The 26,350-nt window shown below is 66.4% G+C and carries 27 protein-coding genes; 4 read left to right on the top strand and 23 right to left on the bottom strand.

Features of this window, described 5'->3' with window-relative positions:
• Positions 1 to 22 precede the first annotated feature (22 nt).
• The 17 genes from NQK35_RS02120 to NQK35_RS02040 all read right to left on the bottom strand — a co-directional run bounded on the left by NQK35_RS02120 (position 23) and on the right by NQK35_RS02040 (position 15,765).
• Positions 23 to 295 carry a F0F1 ATP synthase subunit epsilon gene (locus tag NQK35_RS02120; protein WP_009211979.1) on the bottom strand — a complete coding sequence of 91 codons (273 nt, stop codon included), beginning with the start codon at positions 293 to 295 and terminating at the stop codon, positions 23 to 25.
• Entirely contained in the window at positions 295 to 1,743 is a 1,449-nt protein-coding gene (gene atpD / locus NQK35_RS02115; RefSeq protein WP_009211980.1) for a F0F1 ATP synthase subunit beta, read from the bottom strand. Before atpD ends, NQK35_RS02120 begins: the two co-directional genes overlap by 1 nt.
• Before the next feature lie 24 nt (positions 1,744 to 1,767).
• The gene (locus NQK35_RS02110) at positions 1,768 to 2,697 is read right to left on the bottom strand and encodes a F0F1 ATP synthase subunit gamma (RefSeq protein ID WP_257114420.1); all 930 of its coding nucleotides are present in this window, start codon (positions 2,695 to 2,697) and stop codon (positions 1,768 to 1,770) included.
• A 3-nt stretch (positions 2,698 to 2,700) separates the two neighbouring features.
• Positions 2,701 to 4,338 (bottom strand): F0F1 ATP synthase subunit alpha, encoded by a 1,638-nt coding sequence (gene atpA / locus NQK35_RS02105; protein ID WP_009211982.1) that lies wholly within the window; start codon positions 4,336 to 4,338, stop codon positions 2,701 to 2,703.
• 48 nt (positions 4,339 to 4,386) lie between these two features.
• Positions 4,387 to 5,205 (bottom strand): F0F1 ATP synthase subunit delta, encoded by an 819-nt coding sequence (locus tag NQK35_RS02100; RefSeq protein ID WP_009211983.1) that lies wholly within the window; start codon positions 5,203 to 5,205, stop codon positions 4,387 to 4,389.
• A complete protein-coding gene (gene atpF, locus NQK35_RS02095) occupies positions 5,202 to 5,762 on the bottom strand; it encodes a F0F1 ATP synthase subunit B (RefSeq protein WP_257114419.1) in 561 nt (186 codons plus the stop codon). Before atpF ends, NQK35_RS02100 begins: the two co-directional genes overlap by 4 nt.
• 5 nt (positions 5,763 to 5,767) lie before the next feature.
• Positions 5,768 to 5,977: an ATP synthase F0 subunit C gene (gene atpE, locus NQK35_RS02090; protein WP_003792932.1), complete on the bottom strand. Its 210-nt coding sequence runs from the start codon at positions 5,975 to 5,977 to the stop codon at positions 5,768 to 5,770.
• Between the two features lie 40 nt (positions 5,978 to 6,017).
• On the bottom strand, positions 6,018 to 6,908 hold the full coding sequence (gene atpB, locus NQK35_RS02085) for a F0F1 ATP synthase subunit A (RefSeq protein ID WP_193389661.1): 891 nt from the start codon (positions 6,906 to 6,908) through the stop codon (positions 6,018 to 6,020).
• A 79-nt stretch (positions 6,909 to 6,987) separates the two neighbouring features.
• Positions 6,988 to 7,281, bottom strand: a complete 294-nt coding sequence (locus NQK35_RS02080) for a hypothetical protein (RefSeq protein WP_048728242.1) — start codon at positions 7,279 to 7,281, stop codon at positions 6,988 to 6,990.
• Positions 7,278 to 8,381 (bottom strand): MraY family glycosyltransferase, encoded by a 1,104-nt coding sequence (locus tag NQK35_RS02075; RefSeq protein ID WP_009211987.1) that lies wholly within the window; start codon positions 8,379 to 8,381, stop codon positions 7,278 to 7,280. The genes NQK35_RS02080 and NQK35_RS02075 overlap by 4 nt, the downstream gene beginning before the upstream one ends.
• Positions 8,378 to 9,052 (bottom strand): L-threonylcarbamoyladenylate synthase, encoded by a 675-nt coding sequence (locus NQK35_RS02070; protein ID WP_257114418.1) that lies wholly within the window; start codon positions 9,050 to 9,052, stop codon positions 8,378 to 8,380. Before NQK35_RS02070 ends, NQK35_RS02075 begins: the two co-directional genes overlap by 4 nt.
• Positions 9,049 to 9,960, bottom strand: a complete 912-nt coding sequence (locus NQK35_RS02065) for a N5-glutamine methyltransferase family protein (RefSeq protein ID WP_009211989.1) — start codon at positions 9,958 to 9,960, stop codon at positions 9,049 to 9,051. The genes NQK35_RS02070 and NQK35_RS02065 overlap by 4 nt, the downstream gene beginning before the upstream one ends.
• Positions 9,957 to 11,051 (bottom strand): peptide chain release factor 1, encoded by a 1,095-nt coding sequence (prfA, locus tag NQK35_RS02060; RefSeq protein ID WP_009211990.1) that lies wholly within the window; start codon positions 11,049 to 11,051, stop codon positions 9,957 to 9,959. Before prfA ends, NQK35_RS02065 begins: the two co-directional genes overlap by 4 nt.
• 94 nt (positions 11,052 to 11,145) lie before the next feature.
• Positions 11,146 to 11,367: a 50S ribosomal protein L31 gene (gene rpmE / locus NQK35_RS02055; protein ID WP_009211991.1), complete on the bottom strand. Its 222-nt coding sequence runs from the start codon at positions 11,365 to 11,367 to the stop codon at positions 11,146 to 11,148.
• Positions 11,368 to 11,596: 229 nt separating this feature from the next.
• Positions 11,597 to 13,291, bottom strand: coding sequence for a transcription termination factor Rho (gene rho, locus NQK35_RS02050; RefSeq protein ID WP_009211992.1), 1,695 nt, complete (start codon positions 13,289 to 13,291; stop codon positions 11,597 to 11,599).
• A gap of 217 nt (positions 13,292 to 13,508) precedes the next feature.
• Complete coding sequence (thrB, locus tag NQK35_RS02045; RefSeq protein WP_257114416.1) at positions 13,509 to 14,456, bottom strand: homoserine kinase; 948 nt, start codon at positions 14,454 to 14,456, stop codon at positions 13,509 to 13,511.
• 1 nt (position 14,457) lies between these two features.
• On the bottom strand, positions 14,458 to 15,765 hold the full coding sequence (locus tag NQK35_RS02040) for a homoserine dehydrogenase (RefSeq protein WP_257114415.1): 1,308 nt from the start codon (positions 15,763 to 15,765) through the stop codon (positions 14,458 to 14,460).
• A 274-nt stretch (positions 15,766 to 16,039) separates the two neighbouring features.
• Here NQK35_RS02040 and pflB point away from each other — a divergent pair, with 274 nt between their 5' ends.
• The 3 genes from pflB (at position 16,040) to pflA (ending at position 19,531) form a co-directional block, all read left to right on the top strand.
• Positions 16,040 to 18,145 (top strand): formate C-acetyltransferase, encoded by a 2,106-nt coding sequence (gene pflB / locus NQK35_RS02035; protein ID WP_009211995.1) that lies wholly within the window; start codon positions 16,040 to 16,042, stop codon positions 18,143 to 18,145.
• A 122-nt stretch (positions 18,146 to 18,267) separates the two neighbouring features.
• The gene (gene grcA2, locus NQK35_RS02030) at positions 18,268 to 18,519 is read left to right on the top strand and encodes an autonomous glycyl radical cofactor GrcA2 (RefSeq protein WP_009211996.1); all 252 of its coding nucleotides are present in this window, start codon (positions 18,268 to 18,270) and stop codon (positions 18,517 to 18,519) included.
• Positions 18,520 to 18,652: 133 nt separating this feature from the next.
• Positions 18,653 to 19,531 carry a pyruvate formate-lyase-activating protein gene (gene pflA / locus NQK35_RS02025; RefSeq protein WP_009211997.1) on the top strand — a complete coding sequence of 293 codons (879 nt, stop codon included), beginning with the start codon at positions 18,653 to 18,655 and terminating at the stop codon, positions 19,529 to 19,531.
• A gap of 45 nt (positions 19,532 to 19,576) precedes the next feature.
• On the opposite strand, the gene NQK35_RS02020 is transcribed toward pflA, so the two are convergent.
• The 5 genes from NQK35_RS02020 to NQK35_RS02000 all read right to left on the bottom strand — a co-directional run bounded on the left by NQK35_RS02020 (position 19,577) and on the right by NQK35_RS02000 (position 24,531).
• Complete coding sequence (locus tag NQK35_RS02020) at positions 19,577 to 20,209, bottom strand: peptide deformylase (protein WP_257114414.1); 633 nt, start codon at positions 20,207 to 20,209, stop codon at positions 19,577 to 19,579.
• Positions 20,206 to 20,883 (bottom strand): sugar O-acetyltransferase, encoded by a 678-nt coding sequence (locus tag NQK35_RS02015; protein ID WP_257114413.1) that lies wholly within the window; start codon positions 20,881 to 20,883, stop codon positions 20,206 to 20,208. The genes NQK35_RS02020 and NQK35_RS02015 overlap by 4 nt, the downstream gene beginning before the upstream one ends.
• Positions 20,880 to 21,662: a gamma-glutamyl-gamma-aminobutyrate hydrolase family protein gene (locus tag NQK35_RS02010; protein WP_257114412.1), complete on the bottom strand. Its 783-nt coding sequence runs from the start codon at positions 21,660 to 21,662 to the stop codon at positions 20,880 to 20,882. The genes NQK35_RS02015 and NQK35_RS02010 overlap by 4 nt, the downstream gene beginning before the upstream one ends.
• 386 nt (positions 21,663 to 22,048) lie before the next feature.
• On the bottom strand, positions 22,049 to 23,071 hold the full coding sequence (gene add / locus NQK35_RS02005) for an adenosine deaminase (RefSeq protein ID WP_009212001.1): 1,023 nt from the start codon (positions 23,069 to 23,071) through the stop codon (positions 22,049 to 22,051).
• A 128-nt stretch (positions 23,072 to 23,199) separates the two neighbouring features.
• The gene (locus NQK35_RS02000) at positions 23,200 to 24,531 is read right to left on the bottom strand and encodes a C1 family peptidase (protein WP_009212002.1); all 1,332 of its coding nucleotides are present in this window, start codon (positions 24,529 to 24,531) and stop codon (positions 23,200 to 23,202) included.
• A gap of 125 nt (positions 24,532 to 24,656) precedes the next feature.
• Between NQK35_RS02000 and NQK35_RS01995 the strand changes: the two genes are divergently transcribed.
• The gene (locus NQK35_RS01995; protein WP_257114411.1) at positions 24,657 to 25,562 is read left to right on the top strand and encodes an aldose-1-epimerase; all 906 of its coding nucleotides are present in this window, start codon (positions 24,657 to 24,659) and stop codon (positions 25,560 to 25,562) included.
• Here the strand turns inward: NQK35_RS01995 and NQK35_RS01990 are convergent.
• Positions 25,559 to 26,347 (bottom strand): 16S rRNA (uracil(1498)-N(3))-methyltransferase, encoded by a 789-nt coding sequence (locus tag NQK35_RS01990; protein ID WP_257114410.1) that lies wholly within the window; start codon positions 26,345 to 26,347, stop codon positions 25,559 to 25,561. The two genes, NQK35_RS01995 and NQK35_RS01990, sit on opposite strands and share 4 nt — an antisense overlap.
• Positions 26,348 to 26,350: the final 3 nt, after the last annotated feature.

Genomic DNA, 26,350 nt, shown 5'->3' with positions numbered 1-26,350 from the left:
GGTCCTCCCCGGGCTCGTCGGTTTACTGCACGACCACGATAGCGTGATCAGCGACGATAGTGACGTAGTCGTTGTCAACTGAGGCGAATCCCCCGCTGACGGTGAATGACGTGACCTCGTCGGAGCGCGTCACGGTGACGGCGCCCTCGCCGAGCTGGGCGAGCAGCGGCTGGCGCCCCGGCAAGACGCCCAGGGAGCCATCCACCGTCGGAATCTGGACGGATGCGGCGCTGCCGTGCCACAGCCGCCCCTCGTGAGAGACGACCTCAACCTGCAGGGACCTTCCGGACGCCATCAGGCTTCCTTGGCCAGCTCGTGGGCGTTGCGCTCCAGGTCGTCAATGCCGCCGCAGTTGTAGAACGCCTGCTCGGGGACGTCGTCGTAGTTGCCTTCGGCGATGCGCTTGAAGGCTTCGATGGTCTCCGACAGGGGCACGGTCGATCCGGGGACGCCCGTGAATTTCTCCGCCATGTACATGTTTTGCGACAGGAACTGCTCGATGCGGCGCGCCCGGGCCACCGTCACCTTGTCGTCCTCGCTGAGCTCGTCAACGCCGAGGATCGCGATGATGTCCTGCAGTTCCTTGTTCTTCTGCAGGATCGCCTTGACGTGGGTGGCGACATCGTAGTGCTCGCGTCCGACCAGGGCGGGGTCGAGGATGCGCGAGGAGGAGGCCAGGGGATCCACGGCCGGGTAGATGCCCTTGGCGGCGATCTCGCGGGAGAGCTCGGTCGTCGCATCCAGGTGCGCGAAGGTCGTCGCCGGAGCGGGGTCCGTGTAGTCGTCGGCGGGAACGTAGATGGCCTGAAGGGACGTGATCGAGTGGCCACCGGCCGAGGTGATGCGCTCCTGCAGCTGTCCCATCTCGTCGGCGAGGTTGGGCTGGTAGCCCACCGCCGACGGCATGCGGCCCAGCAGTGTGGACACCTCGGAGCCCGCCTGGGTGAAGCGGAAGATGTTGTCGATGAACAGCAGCACGTCCTGGTGCTGCACGTCCCGGAAGTACTCCGCCATCGTCAGGCCCGTCAGGGCGATGCGCAGACGCGTGCCCGGCGGCTCATCCATCTGTCCGAAGACGAGCGCGGTCTTGTCGAAGACGCCGGCCTCCTCCATCTCTCCGATGAGGTCGTTGCCCTCGCGCGTGCGCTCACCGACGCCCGCGAAGACGGACACGCCGCCGTGGTCCTGCGCGACGCGCTGGATCATTTCCTGAATGAGAACGGTCTTGCCGACGCCGGCGCCGCCGAACAGGCCGATCTTGCCGCCCTGAACGTAGGGGGTCAACAGGTCGATGACCTTGATGCCGGTTTCGAACATCTTGGTGCGGGCCTCGAGCTGGTCAAAGGCGGGCGGCTGGCGGTGAATCGGCCAGCGCTCCGTGATCTCGAGGGTCTCGCCCTCCTCAAGGTTGAGCACGTCGCCCGTCACGTTGAACACGTGTCCCTTGGTCACATCGCCCACGGGCACCGAGATGGGGGCTCCCGTGTCGGTGACGGGTGCCCCGCGCACGAGGCCGTCCGTCGGCTTGAGCGCGATGGTACGAACGAGGTTGTCGCCCAGGTGCTGGGCGACCTCAAGCGTCATCGTGAACGAGGACTCGCCCTCGCCTTGCCCCGCGAGATTCACGTCGACCGTCAGCGCGTTGTACAGCGGCGGGATGCGGTCCGGGGGAAACTCGACATCGACGACAGGGCCGACGACGCGGGCGACGCGCCCCTCGGCGATTGCAGGTGTATCAGTCATGTTTTACTCCGTGTCTCGAAGGGCTTAGCTCGCGCCCAGAGCGTCGGCCCCGCCCACGATTTCGGTGATTTCCTGGGTGATTTCCGCCTGGCGGGCCGAGTTCGCCAGTCGCGTGTACTTGGTGATGAGTTCCTGAGCGTTGTCCGTCGCCGTGTGCATGGCGCGCTGACGCGACGCCAATTCGGACGCGGCGGATTGGAGCAGAACGTTGTGGATGCGCGCCTCAACGTACAGGGGCAGCAGCGTGTCCAGGACCGCCTCGGGCGAGGGAATGAACTCGTACTCGGGAAGCGCCGAGGACGGATCGTCCGCGTAGCCGCGTTCGCGCTCGCGTTCCTCGTCGGATTCTGGCGCGTCCACGACCGTCAGCGGGAGCATCTGGCGTACCTCGGGCACCTGGCTCATGACCGTCTTGAATCGCGTGTACACGAGGTGCAGCGCGCCGACGCCGCTCGCTGGATCGGGGTCGAGGAAACGCCCGAGAAGCACGCTGGCCATCTCGCGGGCGGTCTCCGAGCTCGGGGAGTCCGATTCCCCTTCCCACTCGCGTTCGATGCTCACTGCCCGGAAGCGGAAGTACGCCGACGCCCTGCGCCCGAAGGTGTAGAGCACGGGTTCGTAGCCTTGCGTGGTCAGGTCAGCGATGAGCTTCTCGGATTCGCGCAGGATAGTCGCCGAGTATGCTCCGGCCATGCCGCGGTCGGATGCGACGACCAGGACGGCAACACGCTTGGTGTCCTCGCGTTCTTCCGTGAGCGGATGGTCCAGGTCCGTGTGGACCGCGACCGCCGCTACCGCCTGGGTGAGGGCTTTCTCGTAGGGTCCAGCCTCAGTGGCAGCACGCCTCGCCGCGCCGATGCGAGACGCGGCGATCATCTCCATGGCGCGGAAGACCTTCGCGAGCGTTGTCGTCGAGGCGATACGCTGCTTGTAGATCCTCTGCTGTCCGCCCATCGCTTAGGCCTTCTCGCTCGTGCGTCCGCGAGAGATCTCCTCGCGGGTGCGCTCGGCAACGACCTCGCCGCTGTCGAGATCGGACACGCCGCGTCCGGCGCTGAGCCACTGGCGATGGAACTCTTCGACGGCGACCTTGAGGGCCTCCTCCGTGTCGGCGTCCAGGTCGCCGGTCGATGCGATCGTGTTGAGCACGGTCGAGTTGGCGTGGAGGTGATCAAGCAGCGCCCGCTCGAAACGCAGCACGTCGGCTACCTCAATGTCATCGAGGTAGCCCTTGGTCCCCATCCAGATGGAGGCAACCTGGTCTTCCATCGCGTAAGGCGTGGACTGGGGCTGCTTGAGCAGCTCCATGAGGCGCTCGCCTCGGGTCAGCTGGCGTCGGGTGGCCGCATCCAGGTCGGAGGCGAACATCGCGAACGCGGCCATCGAACGGTACTGCGCGAGGGTCAGCTTCAGGGTTCCGGCGACCTTCTTCATGGCCTTGGGCTGGGCGGCGCCGCCCACTCGCGACACGGAAATGCCGACGTCGACGGCGGGTCGCTGGTTGGCGTTGAACAGGTCGGACTGCAGGAAGATCTGGCCGTCGGTGATAGAAATGACGTTGGTCGGAATGTAGGCCGAGACGTCGTTGGCCTTCGTCTCGATGATCGGCAGGCCGGTCATCGAACCGCCACCGAGGGCATCCGAGAGCTTCGCGCAGCGCTCCAGAAGGCGGGAGTGCAGGTAGAAGACGTCGCCCGGGTATGCCTCGCGGCCCGGGGGCCGGCGCAGGAGCAGCGAAACGGCTCGGTAGGCCTCCGCCTGCTTGGACAGGTCGTCGAAGACGATGAGCACGTGCTTGCCCTGGTACATCCAGTGCTGTCCGATGGCGGATCCGGTGTAGGGCGCCATGTACTTATAGCCGGCGGGGTCGGAGGCCGGGGACGCAACGATGGTGGTGTATTCCATGGCGCCCGCGTCCTCCAGGGTGGAACGAACGGAGGCGATGGTCGAGCCCTTCTGGCCGATCGCGACATAGATGCAGCGCACCTGCTTGTTCGGGTCGCCGCTCTTCCAGTTTTCGCGCTGGTTCAGGATCGTGTCGAGAGCGATCGCGGTCTTGCCGGTCTTGCGATCGCCGATGATGAGCTGACGCTGGCCGCGTCCCACGGGGATCATCGAGTCGATTGCCTTCAGGCCGGTCGCGAGCGGTTCGTGGACGCTCTTGCGCATCATGACGCCGGGGGCCTGCAGTTCGAGAGCACGGCGCCCGTCCAGGTCGGTGATGTCGCCGAGGCCATCAATGGGACGCCCGAGGGGATCGACGGTGCGGCCCAGGTAGCCATCGCCGACGGGAACGGAGAGGACCTCGCCGGTGCGGTGGACGACCTGTCCTTCTTCGATGCCACCGAAGTCACCGAGGACGACGGCGCCGATCTCGCGCTGGTCAAGGTTCATGGCCAGGCCCAGCGTCCCGTCCTCGAAACGCAGCAGCTCGTTCGCCATGGTGCCGGGCAGGCCCTCGACGTGCGCGATACCGTCGGCCGTTTCGATGACGTGCCCGACCTCTTCGGTAGCCACGTCCGCCGGACGGTAGGACTCCATGAAGGAGTCCAGTGCTCCGCGGATTTCCTCCGGGGAGATGCTGAGGTCAGCCATGAGGATTCCTAACTGATTGATAAGTGGGTTGTGTCTGTACGAGGGGCACTAGCTGGCAATCGCGTCCCGCGCTTCGCCGAGCCGGGTGGCGAGCGAGGCGTCGATCGCGGTCATGCCGGCGCGCAGGCGGAAACCGCCGATGAGGGTGGGGTCGACCGAGATCGCCATGTCGACGGTCACTCCGTAGCGCTTCTCGAGGATTCCTCGAAGGCGCGACACCTGTGCTTCGCTCATCGGCGAGGCTGTGGCCACGGTGACGAAGAGGCGATCCTGCATGGTCGCGGCCCACTGGGCGTAGCGACGGAGGTTGTGCAGGAGACGACCGTGATTGGAACGTCCCACCGCGCGGCGCAGCAGACGCATCGTCCAGGCGCTGATGCGATGGGAGAACAGCGAGCTGGCCAGGTCGCCGCGCTCGTGAGCGTTTCCGGTGGAGGTGTCGGACAGGCGCACGCGCAGGTCCCGATGGTGTGCCAGAAAATAGCGCACCTGGAAGAGCTCCTCGCGTACCTGATCAAGTGCCCCCCGCGTTCCCGCAGCGTTCAAGACCGCGAGGATCCCGAGGACCTCGAGAGCGTTGGTCACGTCGCTGGGGCGGCGCCAATGGTCGGCGACGACGATCCTGACGACTGTCATGGTCGCCCCCGTCACGTGCGAGCCGAATGCCCGCGTGGCCAGTTCCTGCTTATCCGAATCCGAGCGCGCCGGATCCGTCAGCGCACGTGCCAGTCGCGCGTTCTCCTTGAACAGGTCGGCCAGGCCGAAGAAGTCCTCGGCAACGCGCATCGCGTCCGTGTCGGGCGCGTGGAGGGCCGCGACCAGGTCGCCCGCGAAGGGAACCGACTCGATCGTGCGCATGGTGGTCATCGCCTCTCCTCGACTCGGGCGCTATCAGCCTCGAGTTCGTCAAGGAATCGATCCACCACGCGCGAGGTCAGCGCCGTATCCGTGAGCTGCTCGCCGATGATCTTCTCGGCCAGCTCGGAGGCGAGTAGACCGACCTCGGAGCGCAGAGAGATCTGCGCGGCTTGCTTCTCGGCCAGAAGCTGACGCTGGGATGCCTCGAGGATTCTGTTGGCCTCGCCGGCGGCTTCGGTGCGCGCGGCCGCCACGATGGCCTTTGCCTCGTCGTTGGCGCGTTCGCGTATCTCGTGTGCCTCGGCGTGTGCCTGGCGGATGATCTCCTCGCGCTCGCGCGCAGCGGCGGCCTGGTCGGCCTTCGCTTGCTCGGCGGCGCCGAGGCCCTCCTCGATCGCTGCCGCCCGCGCGTCCATCGTCTTGTAGATGCGGGGCAGGGCGTAGCGGCCGACGAGAAGGAGAACGACAAGCAGGACGAGGGCCGACCAGAAAATCTCGTACAGCGGCGGCAGGATGACGGCGAGGCCGCCGACCTCCTGGTCCGCAGCGGCGACAATCTGGTGCATGGCGATCACTTAACGATGAGCGGCAGAACGAAGCCGATCAGGCCCAGGGCCTCGACCATACCGGCGCCGATGATCATGTTGGTGAAGAGGCGTCCGGCAACCTCGGGCTGGCGGGCGGTCGCTTCCTGGGTCTTGCCGACCATGAGGCCGATACCGAGGCCGGGTCCCAGGGTGGCCAGGCCGTAGCCGATGTAGGCGAATGCTGCGGTTCCCATAGTGGTTTCCTTCTGTTTGTAACGCCGAGTGGCGTTGGGGTCAGTGGTGTTCGATGGACAGCTTGATGTACACGGTCGACAGGATCGTGAAGATGTAGGCCTGCAGGAAGGCCACGAAGACCTCGAAGCCCGTCATGACGAACATGGCGGCACCCGTCAGGGCAGAGGCGGCGGAGAGCACGGAGAGCTCGTGGAGCAGGATCGCCGTGCCGAAGTAGGTCATGCCCAGCAGGAGGTGGCCGGAGATCATGTTGCACAGGAGTCGCAGCGTCAGCGTGACAGGGCGAACGATGAAGTTGGAGAGGAACTCGATCGGTGTGATCAGCAGGTACATGGGCACGGGCAGGCCGGGCGGGAAGAGCTGGGAGGTCAGGAAGCCTCCCACGCCCTGCTTGGCGACGCCGGCGCCGATGAAGGTCACGTAGGTGATGATCGCGAAGACCATCGGCACTGCGACGACGGAGGAGGCGGCGATGTTGATGCCCGGGATGATTCCGGCGATGTTCATCGACAGGACGCCGAAGAACAGGAAGCCGATGAAGCCTGAGAACTTCCGGCCCGTCGTGGGACCCAGCATGTCGAGGGCGACGTTGTCGCGGATGTATCCTGCGATGGCTTCCACGGCCATCTGTGAGCGCGTGGGAACCAGCTTCGGCTTGCGAGCCACCGCCACGAGGACGACGCACACGAGGAACCCCATGATGACCCGCGCCAGGGTGAGCCGGTTGAACTCGAAGAAGGTTCCTTCGCCGAAGATCACGGAGGGAAAGAAGTCCTTCAGGGAGGGCTGGTGCGCCTCCTGCGTAAACGCGGCGGGGGCCGTTGCAACGAGGACGATCAGGAGGATCGCCAGGCTCACCCAGTACCAGCGTGGCTTGGACGCTGTCGAGCGAGCGGGCGCGTTAGTGGACACCGAGTGTGCCTCCTTCATCGGGACTCCAAGGGCAGCGTCACTGCGCGGCTAACTCACTCATTCTATACGCCAAGGCGTGGGGCAGCACGCGCAGGGGCTACTCGCCCTCGGGTCGGGGATCGACGTTCATCGTGCGGCGGCGCATCATGAGGACCATCTCCACGCTGGAGGAGACGATAATGGCCGCGATCGTGGCGATGGCGGCGACGCGAACATTGACGCCGAGCGAACTCGGAACGTACAGCCCCAGCGCGAGCAGCGCGATCTTGGCGGCGTATCCGCCGCTGACCCACGCGATGAAGTGGGAGGGAGAGCGCAGCGCGCGCGAGGTGAAGAACCACTGCGCCGCGACGATGAGAACGACCATGGCGAGTGCGAGAACGTAGGTCATGCGGGGGTTTCCTCTCCCGTGTCTTCCTTCGGGAACTCTCGTGTAGTGACGGCGACGCCGACGGCGGACGCACTGATCGCAACGAGGGCGACGAGCCACCAGTCGTAGACGAGCAGTCCGACGGCGGAGACGCAGACGATCATGGTCCACATCCACAGGATCGCGACGACCCCGCGGTGGGAGTGGCCGGCCACAAGCAGCCGGTCGTGGAAGTGAGAGCGGTCTGCGACGAAGGGGCTCTTACCCCGTTTCATGCGCCGAATCGAGGTGACGACGAGGTCGGCGACGGGCATGAAAATAACGGACATCGGGAGGATGAGGGGCAGCCCCGAGACGATCATCTGCTGGCGCCCCAGCAGCGATGGATCGATCTTCCCCGTGACGATGATGCCCGCTGCGGCCAGCACCAGCCCCATGGTTTCGGCTCCTCCGCCCATCATGATCGAGGAGGGGTGGAAGTTGAACCAGAGGAATCCCGCGCATACACCAAGCAGGGTGATGACGACGAGGCTCGCCGTCGTCGCGTAGGAGGCGGCCCCCATGAGGCGGGTGATGATGTAGGAGTAGATGAAGAAGGCCCCCGCGCCGATGGCGATCATGCCGGAGGCCAGGCCATCGAGCCCGTCAATAAAGTTGACGGCGTTCATGATGCCGACGATGAAGAAGACTGAGACGAAGAGCCACAGGCGTGAGGATCCCAACGTGATGCCGAAGATCGGGAAGGACGCGAGCTGGACTCCCCCGAAGGCCATGCCTCCGGCGATGAGGACCTGGCCGCCGAGTTTGGCCATCCAATCGAGTTCGATGATGTCGTCGATGATGCCCAGGACGCACATTGCCCCCGCTCCGGCCATGACCGCCCACGGGATCGTGGTGGTAAACAGCGGGGCCATGTAGGGAATGCGCGAGGCAAGCACCATGGTGGCGATGAGAGCAATCGTCATGGCGACGCCGCCCAGGCGCGGGATGGGCGTCTTTTGCAGGTCGCGTCCGCGCAGGGGCGGCACGATGCCGAAGCGAAGGCACGTCCAGCGGACCATGGGGGTGAGCAGAATCGTCAGGGCCATCGCGATGGAGGCCAGCAGCACATAGACCTTCACGCGCGCCCCACCTCCACGGGCGCGATGGACACGCCCGCCCTGGAGCTCAGTTCTTCCAGGCTGATGGCCCCCAGGCGGATGGCGCGTGGTTCGCCGTGAGCACAGTCGATGATGGACGAGGCCGTGGAGCCCCGGGTGGGACCACCGTCCAGGTAGGCCCCGACGCGCGCGCCGAAGGAGGCGACCGCCTGCTCAACCGTCGTGGCGGGAGGCTGGCCCGTCAGGTTCGCTGACGTGACGGCCATCGGGCCGAACTCTTTGAGGAGCCGCAGCAGCGCGTCTTGGTTGGGCATGCGCACGCCGATCGTCCCTGCGGTCTGTCCCAGATCCCACCCGAGGTCGGGGCGGGCACGCAGAATCAGGGTGAGTGCGCCGGGCCAGAACGCCCGCGCGAGGGCGCGCGCCGCGTCGGGGACATCAACGCACAGCGTGTCGATCGCGTCCACGGAGGCGACGAGGACGGGCGGAGGCATCTGTCTCCCACGCCCCTTGGCGGCCAGGACCTCCGCCACGGCCTCGTGGTTGGCGGCATCGCACCCGATGCCGTACACCGTGTCGGTGGGGACCACGAGGATCCCCCCGTTGCTCAGCACGGCGGCCGCGCGCGCGAGGTCCTCGTCACGCACGGTCGGCGCGATGGTCAGGATCGTCTCGGTGCTCATCGGCTTCATTGTGTCACGGAAGCGCCCGCCGGCGTCGATTGAGGCAATCGGGCGCGCAGGAAACGTGCGCGTCCGGCGAGGTCGGGAGCCGTCGACACGTCGCACAGGCCGACCGCCCGGGCGCGCTCGCGCAGGCACTCGGCTTGACTTGGCGAGTGCTCCATGAGGAGCACTCCGCCCGGGCGCAAGAGAGTCAGGCACCGGCCAATGATACGCACGGGGATGTCGGTCCCATCGGAGCTTCCACCGTAGAGGGCGGAATGGGGATCCGCCGCGGCTTCGGGCTGGGTCGGCATCTCATCGGCGGGCACGTAGGGCGGGTTCGTGACGACGACGTCGACCATCGCGTCCAGGTGCGCAAGAGTCGCCGGATCTGTCGCATCACCGCGTTCGAGGTGGACACCGCGCGCTCCCAAAAGGTCGCGGTTGCGGCAGGCCAACGCGAAAGGATCGGGTTCCTTCTCGACCGCCCAGACCTCGGTGTGCTCAGCCTCCGTCGCGACCGAAAACGCGATGGCGCCCGATCCGGTGCACAGGTCCACGACGCGGGCTTCACCGCGCGCTCGCACGACGGCTGCGGCCTCGTCAATGGCCAGGCCGGCGAGCACCTCGGTCTCGGGGCGAACGACGAAGACACCGGGGATCGATTGCAGGGTGAGGGAGCGGAAGTACATGCGCCCGGTGACGTGCTGAAGCGGGATGCGCAGGGCCCGCTCCCCCACCCCGGATCGCAGCTTCTCCGCCTGCTCCGCCGACAGCGTGGTGGGAACAGACCACGGCGAGGACACCCCGCACGCCCACTGGAGCAGCTCGCGCACGTCGGCATCGACCGAGTCGACCCCGGCCGCGCCGAGGCGTGTGCGCGCCCAGGATCGCGCCTCGGTCAGCTCCCACCCGCCGTTCACGTTCACGCTCACGATCGCGCGGCCGCTGCCAGGCGTTCGGCCTCGTCGGCCTCGCGCAGCGAGGAGATAACGGCGTCGAGCGCGCCCGATAGGACAGCATCAAGGTTGTGGGCCTTGAAGCCGGTGCGGTGATCCGCGATGCGGTTCTCCGGGAAGTTGTAGGTGCGGATGCGTTCGGAGCGGTCCACGGTACGCACCTGCGAGAGACGCTGGGCCGAGGCCTCGGCCTCCCTCTTGGCTCGCGCCTCGGCCGCCAGTCGCGAGGCAAGCACACGCAGGGCAGCCTCCTTGTTCTGCAGCTGTGACTTCTCGTTCTGCATCGACACGACGATGCCGGAGGGTAGGTGCGTGATGCGCACGGCGGAGTCGGTCGTGTTGACCGACTGTCCCCCCGGGCCGCTCGAACGGTAGACGTCGATGCGCAGGTCGGCCGGGTCGATGACGATCTCGTCGTCATCCTCGATCTCGGGCATGACGAAGACCCCGACGGCGCTCGTGTGGATGCGGCCCTGGGATTCCGTGATGGGCACGCGCTGAACCCGGTGGACGCCACCCTCGTATTTCAGGTGTGCCCACACGCCCTCGTCGGGCGCAGGTGTGCCCTTGGCTCGGATCGCGAGTGTCACGTCCTTGAATCCGCCGAGCTCTGTGTGGGTCGCGCTCAACTCGGTAACGCTCCAGCCGTGCGCCTCCGCGTAGCGCCCGTACATGCGTGCCAGGTCGGAGGCGAATAGCGCGGATTCCTCGCCGCCCTCACCGGCCTTGATCTCCAAGATGACGTCCATTGCGTCCTCGGGATCGCGCGGGGCCAAGATCTTCACCAGCGCTTCGTGTGCGGCTGCTTCCTCTTCTTCGAGGGCGGGGATCTCGTCTGCGAAGGAACGATCTTCGACGGCCAGCTCTCGCGCGGCCTGTAGGTCTCCGGCCGCCGCGCTCAGGCGGTCGGCCGCTGCCTTGACGCGGCCAAGTTCGGCGTAGCGGCGCCCCACGCGGCGCATCAGCTGCGGGTCGGCCAGGGTGCGCGGATCCGCCATCTGCGCTTCGACCTGCTCGTATTCGGCCAGCAGGGGTTCCAGGGCGCCGAGCTCATCCGTCGCGGCCACGATTCACCACATCCTTTGCTTCGTAGGGTTGAAAAAGCGGCGGCGCCGCCGGCCGTCAGGCCGACGACACCGCCGTTGAGCTAGCTGCCCACCCTCACTTGGAGGGACGCACGCGCTTGCCGTAGCGAGCCTCGAACTTGGCGACGCGGCCGCCGGTGTCGAGGATCTTCTGCTTGCCCGTGTAGAACGGATGGCAGGCAGAGCACACGTCCACGCGCATCTCACCGGAGGTGATGGTGGAACGGGTGTGGAACGAGTTGCCGCACGTGCAGGTCACGACGGTGTCCACGTACTCGGGGTGAATACCCTTCTTCATGGAGTTTCTCCTGGATCGTTTGATGCTCCGGGTCCGGACATGCAGCGTCCCTCGCATCTGGCGGGGGCTCGCCCTCCAGCGCGCGGCAGCGCCTGGGGCATGCCGGTGAACCGGTCAGCCGACACGACATTATGGCACACGCTCCCCCACGCCTTCAACGACGAGGCGCCCGAGCAGACGTGAGATCGGCTATGGGCGAAGCATCGCAGGCCGAGAGCGGGCGGGGCGATCAGTCGGTGGGCGTCGTCTTCTGAATGAGCATGAGGAACTCCGCGTTCGACTGGGTCTCCTTGAGCTTATCGAGAACGAGTTCGAGGCCCTGCTGCTGGTCGAGGGTTCCCAGGACTCGGCGCAGCCTCCACATGATGCGCAGCTCCTCGGGCTTGAAGAGCAGCTCCTCACGGCGGGTGCCCGACGCATTGAGGTCAATCGCGGGGAAGATCCGACGCTCGGCGAGCTGGCGCGACAGGCGCAGCTCCATGTTGCCGGTGCCCTTGAACTCCTCGAAGATGACCTCGTCCATCTTCGATCCGGTCTCCACCAGCGCGGAGGCGATGATCGTGAGCGAGCCACCCTCGGAGATGTTGCGCGCCGCCCCGAAGAACTTCTTCGGCGGGTACAGGGCGGAGGCGTCAACACCGCCGGAGAGAATGCGCCCCGATGCGGGTGCGGCCAGGTTGTACGCGCGCGACAGGCGGGTGAGCGAATCGAGGAGAACCACGACATCCTGACCGAGTTCAACGAGGCGCTTGGCGCGCTCGATCGCCAGCTCGGCGACAGTCGTGTGGTCGGAGGCCGGACGGTCGAAGGTCGAGGCAATGACCTCACCGTTGACGATCGAGCGCATGTCGGTAACCTCTTCGGGACGCTCGTCCACCAGGACGACCATGAGGTGTACCTCGGGGTTGTTCAGCTCGATAGCCTTGGCCATCTGCTGGATAACCATCGTCTTGCCCGCCTTTGGAGGCGAAACAATGAGGCCGCGCTGCCCCTTGCCCACCGGAGCAACCAGGTCGATGACGCGCGGGGTGTAGGCCTTCGGCGAGGATTCCATGCGCAGCTGCTCGGAGGGATAGACGGGGGTGAGCTTGCCAAACTCGCGACGGGCCTGCGCCTGTTCAATCGTCATGCCGTTGACGGAGTCGACGCGCACGAGGGCGTTGTACTTTTGGCGCTGACGTTCGCCCTCGCGGGGCAGGCGCACGGCGCCGGCGACAGCGTCTCCGCCACGGAGCCCCCAGCGCCTCACGTTACCCAGGGTGACGTACACGTCGTTGGGGCCCGGAAGGTATCCGGAGGTCCTCACGAAGGCGTGGTTCTCCTGGATGTCGAGAATGCCCGCGATCGGAGCGAGGTTGTCCTCTCCGCCGCGACCAGAACGGTTTTCGCGCCCCTCACGATTGTCACGTCCCTCGCGGCCTTCTCGGTCGCGGCGGCCGCGTCGGCCGCGTTCGCGGCGAGGACGACGCCCCTCGGTATCATCGCCGTCGGGCAGCTCAATGTTGAGGACCGTCTCGACGACGGTTCCATCCTGCTCCGCGGCCGCTTCGGTGCGCTCACCGGCCGGAAGCGGCAGATCGAGAGTCACGTGCGCGGGTTCGACGGCGCCCTGGGAGACGGCACGACGACGGCGGGAACGGCGGGGGGCGTCGGGGGACGAGGAAGCGTCGGAGGCCGTCTCCTGCTTCTCTTCCCGGGGAGCCTTCGCAGGAGCGGGGGCCTGCGCGGCGGGCTTGTCCGCGACCGAGGTGGCCTCACGCGGGGTCGAAGCGTTGGCGCCGTTGCTCAAGAGCTCGATCAACTGGGATTTGCGAAGCTGAGAAATGCCCTTGAGGCCGCGGGAGGCGGCCAGAGCCTTGAGCTCGGGCAGCTTCATCGCCGACAGCGACGCAGTCGTCATCTCGGCGGGAGATTCGTTGCTCACAAAGTGATCCTTACTGGAATGCGCCCGTAACGGGCGAGGTGAATGCTCAAGCACGAGAAATAGCTTGAGAGGAAGATGCGCAAGAGGGGCGCACCGCAAAGGTCGGGGTCGAGCTTTCGACTCGGACCTGGTCAAAATATAGCAAGACCGCCAGCCACCTGCCGATCAGACAGGATGACTGGCGGTGGTTGCGCACAAACTCACAGGCTCCGATCGCCTAGAAGCCCGTCGCCGCAAGGCCTCCTCGGGTGATCTGCACGCCCGATTCCGGCACACCCAATGGAACCACGCGCCATCCGGCGGCGGCCGCGTCGCGGCGAACGTCCGCACCGACCGATTCGAGGGAGAGAACCGTGGGTCCCGCCCCGGAGACGACCGCCGCGTAGCCCGTAGCGCGCAGCCAATCGACGAGCGAGAGCGATGCTTCCATCGCTCGTCGACGAGGCTCTTGGTGCAAGCGGTCGCGGGTCGCCTCCATGAGGAGGGAATGCAGGTCCGTCTCGGCGCCCGGCTCGCCTCCCGCCAGGAGCGCGGACAGGAGGGCGGCGCGTGCGGTGTTGAAGCGCGCATCCTCGTGGGGAACGTGCAAGGGAAGGGCCTGCCGGGCAGCGGCGGTGCGCAGCTCGAAATCGGGGATGAAGGCCACCGGCGCAATGGCGCTGGGCGGGCTCAGCCGAACGGCACCGGAGTGCCCCGTCTCTTCATTCGTCCAGGCCACGGTTGCTCCACCAAAGACCGCCGGGGCGACGTTGTCCGGGTGGCCTTCCATCTGCGTTCCGATCTGGAGGATCTCGTGGCGCCCCAGCACCTCGGCCTCGCCAATGAGCGCGCGAGCCAAGGTCGCACCGGCGACGATTGCCCCCGCCGACGACCCCAGTCCACGCGAGTGGGGGATGCGATTCGTGCAATGCATGCGCAGCCCGACCTGCGGCGCCCCCACCCGGTCGAGCGCCATCCGAAGCGCCCGGACCACGAGGTTGTCCTCTCCCTGCTCGACGTTGCCAGCGCCTTCCCCATCGACGACGACGGAGGTCGGGCCGGTCGTCGCGTGGACAGTGACGTCGTCCCACAGGTCCAGGGCAATGCCCATGCAGTCGAAACCGGGTCCGAGATTTGCGCTCGTCGCGGGAACCCTGACGGCCACGCAGTCATCACGCAGGCGCACGTCACTCCCCCTCAACGCGGATGGTCGACGTGACCTCGCGCACCGCGTCCGACACCGCCAGCGCCCGCGCGACGGCGCGCAGATCCGCTTCGCGGGCCTTGTGGCTGGTCACGACGATGACGCAGGCGCCGGGGACCTCGTCATCACGCTGGTGAACCGATTGGATGGACACGCCGTGGCGAGCAAAGATGCCGGCCACGTCGGAGAGAACTCCCAGGCGATCCTCGACCTGCAGGCGGATCTGGTAGCGGGTGTAGGTCGAACCCGGATCGAGGATCGGCAGGTGGGCATAGACGGATTCGCGCGGCGCATGGCCACCGAACGCGCGGTGATGGGCCGCCGCAACAAGGTCCGACAGGACGGCCGAAGCGGTCGGGGCGCCACCAGCTCCCTGCCCGTAGAACATGAGGCGTCCGGCCGCCTCACCCTCGACGAGGATCGCGTTGAAGGCGCCATCGACGGAGGCGAGGGGATGGTCGGAGGGGATCTGAGCGGGGTGAACGCGCATCGCGACACCCTCTCGCCCGTCCTCGCCAATGCGACGCTCGGCGATGGCAAGAAGCTTGATCGTGTGTCCGACTCTCGCCGCTTCCTCCATGTCTGCAGCCGTCACGGACGTGATGCCTTCGACTGCGACGTCGTCGATACCCACGCGCGTGTGGAAGGCTAGGGAGGCCAGGATCGAGCACTTGGCGGCCGCGTCGAGCCCATCCACGTCGGCGCTCGGGTCGGCCTCGGCGAATCCGAGTTCCTGCGCCTGGGCGAGGGCCTCCTCGTAGCTGAGCCCCTTGGAATTCATCGCGTCCAGGATGAAGTTCGTCGTCCCGTTGACGATTCCCATCACCGTGGTGATGCGGTCGCCCGCGAGGGACTCGCGCAGGCCGTAGACGACGGGCACGGCTCCCGCGACCGCCGCCTCGTAGTAGAGGTCGGCACCATTGTTCGCCGCGGCCTCGTAAAGCTCCGGGCCGTGGGCGGCGAGGAGCGCCTTGTTGCCGGTCACCACCGAGATCCCCTGGGAGAGGGCGCGCAAGACGAAGGTGCGTGCCGGTTCGATGCCGCCGATGAGCTCAACGACGATGTCCATGGAGTCAATTGCCTCGGCGGGCTCCGTCGTCAGCAGCTCCCGAGCGATCGGCGCGTCGCGAGGCGCGTCCACATTGCGGACAAGCACCCGACGAACCTCCATCTCCGCTCCCGAGCGCGCGGCGAAATCCTCGCGACTCGACTGCAGGATGCGAATGACCTGGCTACCGACGGTTCCGGCGCCGAGGACGCCAACTTTGAGGACTGGACGGGGTTCGGACATAGGGTTTACTCCTTGGTCGGATGGGCACTGAGACAAGTGTATGTGCTTGTTCAGTGACCCTAGCGAGATCAAGGACCTTGGTCCCATAATTTTGCCCGGACTAACACGGGACTCATATCGTGAGACGGAGAACATAGCGAAGCGGGCGGTAGGGGTTGTCTGCTCACCGCCCACCGTAGGACAATGGGCCTAAGCGTCGGGATCCGACGCACTCACGGAGCTGAGCTCCCGCCCACCGCACCCACACGGATGTGGAGATTCGAGAAGAGGAAGAATGACGACAGCAGACCAGAAAGCCTGGGAAGGTTTCGTTAAAGGTAACTGGTGTGATGAGATCGACGTACGCGACTTCATCCAGCTGAACTACACCCCCTACGAGGGAGATGCATCGTTCCTGGCCGGGCCCACTGAGAAGACCCTGCGCGTGTGGAACACCCTTGAAGAGAAGTACCTCTCCGAAGAGCGCAAGGTACGCATTCTCGACGTTGACACCGACACTCCGGCCGACATTGACGCCTTCAAGCCCGGCTACATATGCGAGGACGACAACGTGATCGTCGGCCTCCAGACCGACGCGCCCCTCAAGCGCGCGATGATGCCCAACGGCGGCTGGCGCATGGTTGAAACCGCCATCCACGAGGCTGGCAAGGAGTACAACCCCGAGGTGAAGAAGATCTTCACCAAGTACCGCAAGACCCACAACGACGCGGTCTTCGACATTTACACTCCGCGTATCCGCGCCGCCCGCTCCTCCCACATCATCACGGGCCTGCCCGACGCCTACGGCCGCGGCCGCATCATCGGCGACTACCGTCGCGTCGCCCTGTACGGCGTGGATTACCTGATCGAGCAGAAGCAGAAGGACAAGGACCGCTACGCCGACCAGCCCTTCTCCGAGCACTGGGCGCGCTACCGCGAGGAGCATTCCGAGCAGATCAAAGCCCTCAAGAAGCTCAAGAACCTGGCCAACTCCTACGGCTACGATATCTCCGGCCCCGCCACCAACGCCCACGAGGCCGTCCAGTGGACCTACTTCGGCTACCTGGCCTCCGTGAAGTCTCAGGACGGCGCGGCCATGTCGATCGGCCGTCTCTCCGGCTTCTTTGACTGCTACTTCGAGCGCGACCTGAAGAACGGTGTCCTCGACGAGGCAGGCGCACAGGAGATCATTGACGCCCTGGTGATCAAGCTGCGCATCACCCGCTTCCTGCGCACGATTGCCTACGATCAGATCTTCTCGGGCGACCCCTACTGGGCCACCTGGTCCGACGCGGGCTTCGGCGACGACGGTCGCACGCTGGTCACGAAGACCTCCTTCCGTCTCCTGCAGACCCTGGTGAACCTCGGCCCCGCGCCGGAGCCCAACATCACGATCTTCTGGGACGAGAACCTGCCCAAGGGTTACAAGGAGTTCTGCGCCCGCATCTCGATCGACACCTCTTCGATCCAGTACGAGTCCGACCCCCAGATCCGCGCCCACTGGGGCGACGATGCAGCCATCGCGTGCTGCGTCTCCCCCATGAAGGTCGGCAAGCAGATGCAGTTCTTCGGCGCGCGCGTCAACGCCGCCAAGGCTCTTCTCTACGCCATCAACGGCGGCCGCGACGAGATGAGCGGCAAGCAGGTCATGGAAGGCTACGAGCCCGTTCAGGGCGACGGCCCTCTCGACTTTGATGACGTGTGGGCACGCTACGAGGAAATGCTCGACTGGGTGGTTGGCACCTACGTTGAGGCGCTGAACATCATCCACTACTGCCACGATCGCTACGCCTACGAGGCCATCGAGATGGCGCTGCACGACGCGGAGATCATTCGCACCATGGGCTGCGGCATCGCCGGCCTGTCGATCGTCGCCGACTCCCTGGCCGCTATCAAGTACGCCAAGGTGTACCCGATCCGCGACGAGACCGGCCTGGTCGTCGACTACCGTACCGAGGGTGACTTCCCGACCTACGGCAACGACGATGACCGCGCGGACGACATCGCCGCGACCGTCGTCCACACCATCATGGACAAGATCCGCGCAATCCCGATGTACCGCGACGCGGTACCCACGCAGTCCGTCCTGACGATCACCTCGAACGTCGTCTACGGCAAGGCCACCGGCTCCTTCCCGTCGGGCCACCAGAAGGGCACCCCCTTCGCCCCCGGCGCCAACCCGGAGAACGGCATCGACACCCACGGCATGGTCGCCTCCATGCTGTCGGTCGGCAAGCTGGACTACAACGACGCGCTCGACGGCATTTCGCTGACGAACACGATCACGCCTCAGGGCCTGGGCCGTTCGAAGGAGGAACAGATCCAGAACCTGGTCGGTATCCTCGATGCGGGCTTCGTCCCGGACGACTCGTGCGCCTACGACGGAACCAAGGGTTTCTGATCCACCCCGCGGTGGGGGTCGACTATCGACACGTTGGCCCCCACCTCCCCCACCGTGGGTGAGGGAGCAAGATGCTGCCCGCCCAGCCGGCACCGCCGGAATCTCACAAAAGGAGAAATGTTATGGCAACCAAGACCTACGACGAGCGCCTCGCCGACATGAAGGCCGCCCGCGAAGAGCGCGGCGACAAGGACGGCCTGTACCACGCGAACATCAACGTTCTTGAGGAGTCCACGCTGAAGGACGCCATGGAGCACCCCGAGAAGTACCCGAACCTGACCGTTCGCGTCTCCGGTTACGCCGTCAACTTCGTCAAGCTCACCCGTGAGCAGCAGCTGGACGTCCTGTCCCGCACCTTCCACCACTCGGCCTGAGTGGTCGGAGGGAGTGGGGCGTCGGGCGTGCGCCCGGCGCCCCACTCCTATGTCCGCACCGTCACGCCTCTGACGGGACCAGACCTCGTTCCCACCACTGCTACCGCGCCCACACGACCGCGAAGAAGGAATCATGTCGCAGACCCTCGCTCTCCCCACGTTCCGTGAGCAGGATTTCCAAGCCCCCCAATCCCGCACCGTCGGCGCCGGCGTTGAGGGCCTGGAGGAGCTGACGGATCTGGAGCGCTCCGAGCGCCTGCGCCGCATGCGCGAAGGAACCTTGGGATCCATTCACTCGTGGGAGCTCGTCACTGCTGTTGACGGCCCGGGAACCCGCATGACCGTCTTCCTCAACGGGTGTCCACTGCGCTGCCTCTACTGTCACAATCCCGACACTTTCCTCATGAAGGATGGCGCCCCCGTTTCCGACACCGAGCTCCTCTCGCGCATCGCCCGCTATCGCCGGATCTTCCGCACCACAAAGGGCGGGATCACCCTGTCCGGCGGCGAGGTCCTCATGCAACCCCATTTCGCCAAGCGCATCATCTTGGGCGCCAAGGAGATGGGCGTGCACACATGCATCGACACCTCCGGTTACCTGGGAGCAAACTGCGACGACGAGATGTTGGACGCGATCGATCTTGTCCTCCTCGACGTCAAGAGCGGCAACGAGGAGACGTACAAGCGCGTGACGGGCCGCGACCTCGCACCGACGATCGCATTCGGCGACCGCATCGCCGCACGCGGCGGCTCCACGCGCATCTGGATTCGTTTCGTCCTGGTTCCCGGTCTCACCGATGACCCGGAGAATGTGCGTCAGGTCGGTGAGATCATCCTGCGCTGGAAAAACGTCATCGACCGGGTTGAGGTCTTGCCCTTCCACCAGCTCGGCAGGGACAAGTGGCATTCCCTCGGCTTGGAGTATCAGCTGGAGGGGACGAAGGCACCGACCCCCGAGGCAACGGAACGCGTGCGTGAACACTTCCGCTCCCTCGGATTCGAGGTGCACTGAGCGCCTCTCGTGCGCTCGCCCGGACCCTGCGGCGGTGAGCTTGCCTCACTCCTGCGGGGTCCACGTGTGCGCGCTGCTCCCCCACCCGCGCTCGCTGACGACGCGGCGAGCCTCGCCCGCATAGGGCTCATCGAGACGGTCGACGTAGAGGGTGCCCTGCAGGTGGTCGTATTCGTGCTGGAAGATTCGCGCGAGCCAACCGCGGGCACTCACCTCGATCGCATTGCCCCTCGTGTCGTAGCCGCGCAACACCGCGCCGAGCGCGCGGCGCAGGGGGTAGCCGTAGCCGGGCACGGACAGGCAGCCCTCGGACTCGTGGGCGATGTCGGGCTCCGCGGGCAAGATCGCGCCAGCCCCGTGGGTATCCCACACGAGGTCAAGCGTGGGGTTCACGACGACACCGCTCGTTACCGTGTTGAAGCTGCGCGCGGGTCCCTCATCGAGCTGGAGGACGTCGCGGTAGTGGGTATCGAACGCTCCGCCCCCCGCATACCTCCACACAAAGACCTGGGAACCCACGCCCACCTGCGGCGCCGCAAGGCCGACACCGGGGGCAGCGTGCATGGTATCGATCATGTCGGTGACAAGGTCACGCAGCTCCGAATCGAAGGAGTCGACGGGGGCGGCAAGTCTGTGGAGGACCGGTGTCCCGGTGATGCAGATCGGTAGGATGCTCATCCGTGAACCCCCGTGGATGCGTGTGCGACGACTCCGACGCCCGCCGCTTCGATGGCGCGCGGCGTGTTCGGGTCCAGTTCTTTGATGACGCGGGCGGGGTTGCCGACCGCGATGCAGTTGGCGGGGATATCGCGGGTGAGAACGGCGCCCGCTCCGATGATCGAGTTCTCCCCGATGGTCACGCCCGGGCACACGACGACGGACCCGCCCAGCCAGACGTTGTCCTCGAGGGTGATCGGCGCGCTGGATTCCCACTTTGCGCGACGAGGCCCGGGCTCGGTCGGGTGGATCGCCGTGTAGAGAGAGCAGTTGGGACCGATGAGGACGTCGGCGCCGATGACGACCGGGGCGACGTCGAGCACGGTCAGGCCGTAGTTGACCCAGGAACCGTCGCCGATGGAGATGTTGTACCCGTAGTCAACGCGCAGGGGCGGTCGAATATCGACGTCCTCCCCCACCTCGCCGAGAATCTGGCCGAGCAGGTAGCGGGCGATGTCCGGGTCGCTTGGGTGGGCTTGCTCGTAGAGGGCCAGGAGGCGAACCGCGCGCTTGGTGCGCGCGGATAGCTCCTCGTCCGCGACGTAGTAGTCGCCATGACGCATGCGCTGGGAGGGCGTGCGCTCGTCGTCGCGGAATCGGGGGTCGTCGAAATTCGTTCCCGGGGCGATGGTCATGCGACCAGGGTAGTCGACGCGTGCTCCAGGCGGGGCGCGCGGCGCGCATCCAGGTGAGCGAGGAGGGCACGCAGCTGGGAAATGTCGGCGGCAGGGTCCTCGGGGTGCCACTGCACGCCGAGGACCGGGGCGTCGAGGGACTCGATGGCCTCGACGGTGAGGTCGGGGGCCTGCGCGCTGACCCGCAGGCCTTCCGCGAGGCGTGCCACGCGCTGGTGGTGCGCCGACGAGATGACCAGCTCGGAGTCGATAAGGACGTGAGCGAGGGCGCGCTGGAGGTTGGTCCCCTTACCAACGCGCACACTGTGGCGGATGAAGCGGTGATCGGACAGGATCCGGTTGTTCGTGTGGGTGCCGTGGGCGCCCTCGATGTGTTGCTCGAGCGTGCCGCCCAGGGCAGTGTTGATGATCTGCATCCCGCGGCAGATGCCCAACAGCGGGGTGCCGGTGCGCACGGCGTACTCGACCAGCGCGATCTGCCCTAGGTCCGCGCGATACCAGTGGCGGCCTTCGGCCTCGTAGCCCTGGGAGGCCCCATACAGGCTGGGATGAACGTCCTCGCCGCCCATGATGATAATCGCGTCGGCATCCTGCGCGCGCAGCGTGGCGCCCTCTGCCCCGTCTTCCTGCGCGTATTCGCGCACGACCCTCCAGGCGGGGGCCGCAGCCTGAATCAGACGATCCCACAGGCGCATGCAGATGTCGTTGTATGCCTGGTCCCCCGGTCTTACCGGCAGGACGTTGGATATCAACAACGTCGGCTGTGCGTGGCTCGTCATGATGCCCATCATGGCAGGCTGATCCCCCGTCTGCCGGGCGCGCTCACTTGTTGACCAATTGTGACGGTATCTGTCCGGCCAGTGGACGCGCTGACGCCTCGCGTCCCTCGCGACCGGGGGTTTATCTACATGTGTGGGGCGACACGCCGCCGACACGCCGACAATGGCGCCAACATGTAGATATTCCCCCGTCTCCCCCTTAGGCCCTGTGCGGGCGTGTCCCAGGCGAGCGTCGCGTGAGGCCCGCCGCCCTGCTGGCCGGAACTCGCGTCCAGGTCGGCTGCGGAACAGCGGCGACAGGTCCGTACCTCGGGAGGCTCCCCCTGGGCAGCACGACCAGGCCAGCCGCACCGATTCCTCGACGTGAACGCCGCCGCAAACGCGACTCAGACCTCGTGCTCGGACACGAAGCGGTCCACGCGGGCAAGCAGCTCGGACTTCTCCTCCTGCGAGATCCAGGCGATCTCGATGGAGTTGCGGGCGATGCGCTCCAGGTCCGCGCGACTCAACTCGAAGCGCTGCGCGAGCGCCAGGTAGTTGTCGCCGATGTATCCGCCAAAGTACGCGGGATCGTCGGAGTTGACGCTGACCTTGACGCCCGCAGCACACAGGTCGACGATCTCCTTGCCCTTCATCTGCTCGGCGACGAAGGAGTTGGACAGCGGGCAGGACGTCAGGCCGATGCCATGATCGCGCGCGTAGGCAACCAGGGAGGGGTCTTCGACGATGTTCGTGCCATGGTCGAGCCGCTCGGCCCCCAGCTCGGTGAGGGCGGCGCGGATGTTGTCGATCGAGCCGACCTGGTCGATGTCGCAGTGCATCGTGATGCGCAGGCCCGCCTCCCGGGCGACCTCAAAGACGCGGGCGAACTTCGTTGGCGGGTTGTCTCTCTCATCAGAATCCAGGCCAACTCCGATGAACATGTCCTTGTAGGGCAGGGCGGCCCGGAGGGTCTCGAGCGCCGACTCGGCGCTCATGTCTCGTAGGAAACACAGGATGAGGTCGGCAGACAGTCCGGCCTCGCGAGCCTCAACGACGGCGCGATGGTAGCCGCGGATCACCGTCTCGATGGCGATGCCACGCGAGGTGTGAGCCTGCGGGTCGAAGAAGCACTCGGCGCGCACGACGCCGTTGGCGCGGGCGCGCTCGAAGTAGGCGGCGGCCAGGTCATGGAAGTCGTTCTCGTCCTGCAGGACGTCCATGGCCGGATAGTAGACGGCCAGGAAGGATGTGAGGTCGTTGAACTGGTAGGTCGCCCGCACCTCCTCGACCGTGGACTGGCCGATGTCGACGCCATTCTTGCGGGCGAGGGCCAGCTTCAGGTCGGGCTCAAGGGTGCCCTCCAGGTGCAGGTGCAGCTCCGCCTTGGGTAGGCCGAAGGCGAAGTCTCGGGTCACGTCGGTGCTCATGTGTCCTCCACAGGTAGCGGGGCGGGTGTCGCGGAACCATTGTTCCACGCAACCCGCCCCGCTTTCAGGGGTTTCCCACGCCGATTGGCTCCACCGCGGTGGCCAGTTTTCCGGCGGTTGGAGCCTCCTTAGGCCAGGGCGCCCATCGGATCCCACGCCGGCAGGTGGAGGGGTGCTTCGGCGACCACGGCCCGCAGGTCCTCGGGGAGATCATCGACGTGCACGGCCACCTCGAAGACGTTGGCGTCGAACCACGGCGCGTCCATCGTGAAGAAGCCCTTGTCACCGGGTTCTTCACCCCAGGAGTTCTCCACGCGGAAGCGGCGCCCCTGCCCGGCCTCGTCGATGTCGACTCCGGTGAAGAGCATCGCGTGGTTCATCGCGGACTCCCCCGACACGACGCGCTGTTCCTTCGACGTGGAGAAGTCCACGCCGAAGAGCGCGTCGTAGTCGTAGAGACCGTCAACGAAGAGACCGGAGGAACGGTCGGACTGCTGGCCGCAGTCGGCGCCAAACCAGACGGCGCGCCCGGAGGCCAGAATCGAGGTGGTGATCTCGCGGATGGTCTCCACCGGGGCATTGACGTAGTGGATGGGGCGCCCGCCGACGATGTTCCCCATGTGATCCACGGTCAGCGCAAGCCCCTTGGGGTGTTCACGTCGGGGGTCGTCGACGAGGCACACGTACTGGGTCAGGTCCACGTCGACGTAGCGGTCGAAGAACTCGCGCGGGGTGAGGACGCCGTCGCGGTGGAATTCGTCCTTGTCGTCGCGCCACTCCCATTCGAAGGAGACGGGGGGCTCGCCGAGGCAGATGACCAGGATGCGCCACACGTCGGCAAGAGCGGCCTCCTTGACCTCGGTGATCTCCTCGTCGCTGGCGCCGCTGACGACGAGGGCGCGCAGCTCGAGGGCGCTGCGACGCAGGAGGACCTTCAGGCGGGCGTTCATGGGCGCCGTGTTGGAGGAGGATTCCGTCTCGGGCATCGCAACCTTGGGGACGAGGCCGTGCTTGAGGTAGAGAGAGACCGCCATGTCCCACTGGCCGCCATCGGAGAGGACATCGCCCAGGAGGAACTGGACGAGGCGACCATCGAGTTCCTCGGTCGATGCCGTCGCGATGATGTCGGTGAGGAAGAAGTTGGCGCGTTCGAACTTGTCCCAGAACAGGACGTAGTTCTGCGAGAACTCGAAGTCTTTGAGGCCCATGCGTTGCCGGGCGGTCGACCGCAGGAGGTTCAGGGAGGAGAAGAGCCAGCAGCGGCCGGACTTCTTCTGCGACGTCACCTTCCAGTCATCCACCTTGTGAGAAACGACCGTGGGCGTGGCGATGACCTTGTCGCGGTCGAAGGCGACCGTCTCAACGCCTGCGTGAGCGACCGCGTTGCGAGCGACCGTGCGCGCGCTGTCGGAGGAGGCGTGCATGCGGGCAATGAACTCGTCCGTGATCTCGTGTGCCATGAGCGGGGAGCTTCCTTTCTGTCGAGAGTGATTCTCTGTAAGGATACGCCGTGGCAGTGACGCGGACTACTGAATGCCGTTTAGAATGGGTGCCATCCGACTTCAGAGAATGCACAGGAGCTTTCATGTTCGATAGGCGCGCGTCTGGGCGGGAAGTGGCCCTGTCTGCGGGAGATTACCGGGCGCGAATCGTCAGCGTCGGGGCCGGCCTGGCTGGCCTAACCTATCGCGGTCACGAGCTGATCGTCCCTCACGACGCAGACGAGTGTCCACCCGCCTACCTCGGCAAGGTGCTCATGCCGTGGCCGAACCGCGTCGCCGGCGGCTCCTACTCGTGGGAGGGCGCCTCCTACTGCCTGCCCGTCGATGAGCCGGAGTTGGGCACCGCCCTCCACGGCTTCGTCGCCTTCCAGGAATGGGAGATCGTCGAGGCAGAGAAGGCCTCGGTGCTCCTGCGCACCCTGATCGCACCTCGCTATTCCTACCCCTGGACGCTGGTGGCTTCCGCACGCTATCACCTGGACGCCGACCGCGGCCTGCTCATCAAGCTCTCGGCGACCAACGTGGGCCGAGGCGCGGCGCCCTTCGGCGTCGGCTTCCACCCCTACCTGGCGGCAAGCGGGGCGCGGGCGGACAAGCTGGAGCTCACGATCCCCGCCGACATCGCCTACGAGGCCGACGAGCACCTGATACCCGTGGCCTCCCGCGACGTGGCCTCGCTCGGCCTGGATTTCCGCACCCCGCGCATCATCGCCTCGACCCGCCTCGACCACGCGTTCGCGGGGCTGCCGGAGGGCACCTGGTCCATGACACTGCGCGACCCCGCGTCGGGCGTGGGCACCTCCCTGTCCTCTGATGCGCGCTGGCTACAGGTCTATTCGGCGGATGATATCGGGCGGGTCGGCGTGGCCGTCGAACCGATGAGCTGCCCTCCCAACGCCTTCAACTCCGGAACGGACGTGGTTGACCTAGGCCCCGGGCAGAGCTACGCGCTCACCGCGTCGATCCGGGGGTTCACCCACCCCCGCTAGTAGCTGCCCGCGGCGGCGCGGATGAGGGTCAGGGCGACCGCCCCGGCCGTGGAGGAACGCAGCACGTGTGCGCCTAGGCCCACCGTGAGGGCGCCCGCACCCACCAGCTGCGCGCTCTCCTCGGCTCCGATGCCGCCCTCGGGGCCCACGACGAGCGCGATGCGAGCGGGAAGAGAGCCCGCCGCGCTCCCCAGCCGGATGCGCGCGAGCGCCGCTCCGAGCGACTCACTGGCCTCCTCGTGGCAGACGAAGGCCACCCCGCCCTCGGCCGTGAGCGAGGCGATCCAAGCGGAGAGCCGAGCGCTGTCCACGGCATCCTCGACGGGGGGCACGAAGGCGCGGCGGGACTGCTTGGCGGCGGCGCGCGCCACGACCTGCCACTTGGCCCTCCCCTTCTCGGCCTTCGGTCCCTTCCACTGGACGATCGCGCGCTGGGAGGCCCACGGAATCACGCGGTCCACGCCGATCTCGGTGCAGATCTCAACCGCCGCCTCGTCCCGTCCGCCCTTGGCCAGGGCCTGGACGAGCACAACCTCGGGGACAGGAGCGTCCTCGCGGCGGGATTCGCGCACGGTCAGAGACAGCGTGGCTTTGTCGGAGCCAATGACGTCGCAGGTTAGGCGAAGCCCTCGCCCGTCCACGATGTCAACCCGCTCGCCAGCCCCGATGCGGCGCACCGACGCGGCATGGCGGCCCTCGGAACCACCGAGGGTCGCGCGCTCACCCACGCCGAGGGACGCTGGCGGCGGGGTCAGGTCCTCACCGAGGAACACGGGCAGGGTCACGAC

Source organism: Schaalia odontolytica (assembly GCF_024584435.1).
Lineage (GTDB): Bacteria > Actinomycetota > Actinomycetes > Actinomycetales > Actinomycetaceae > Pauljensenia.
Note: the sequence above shows the minus strand (reverse complement) of the source record. Positions and strands in the feature narration are given on the sequence as shown.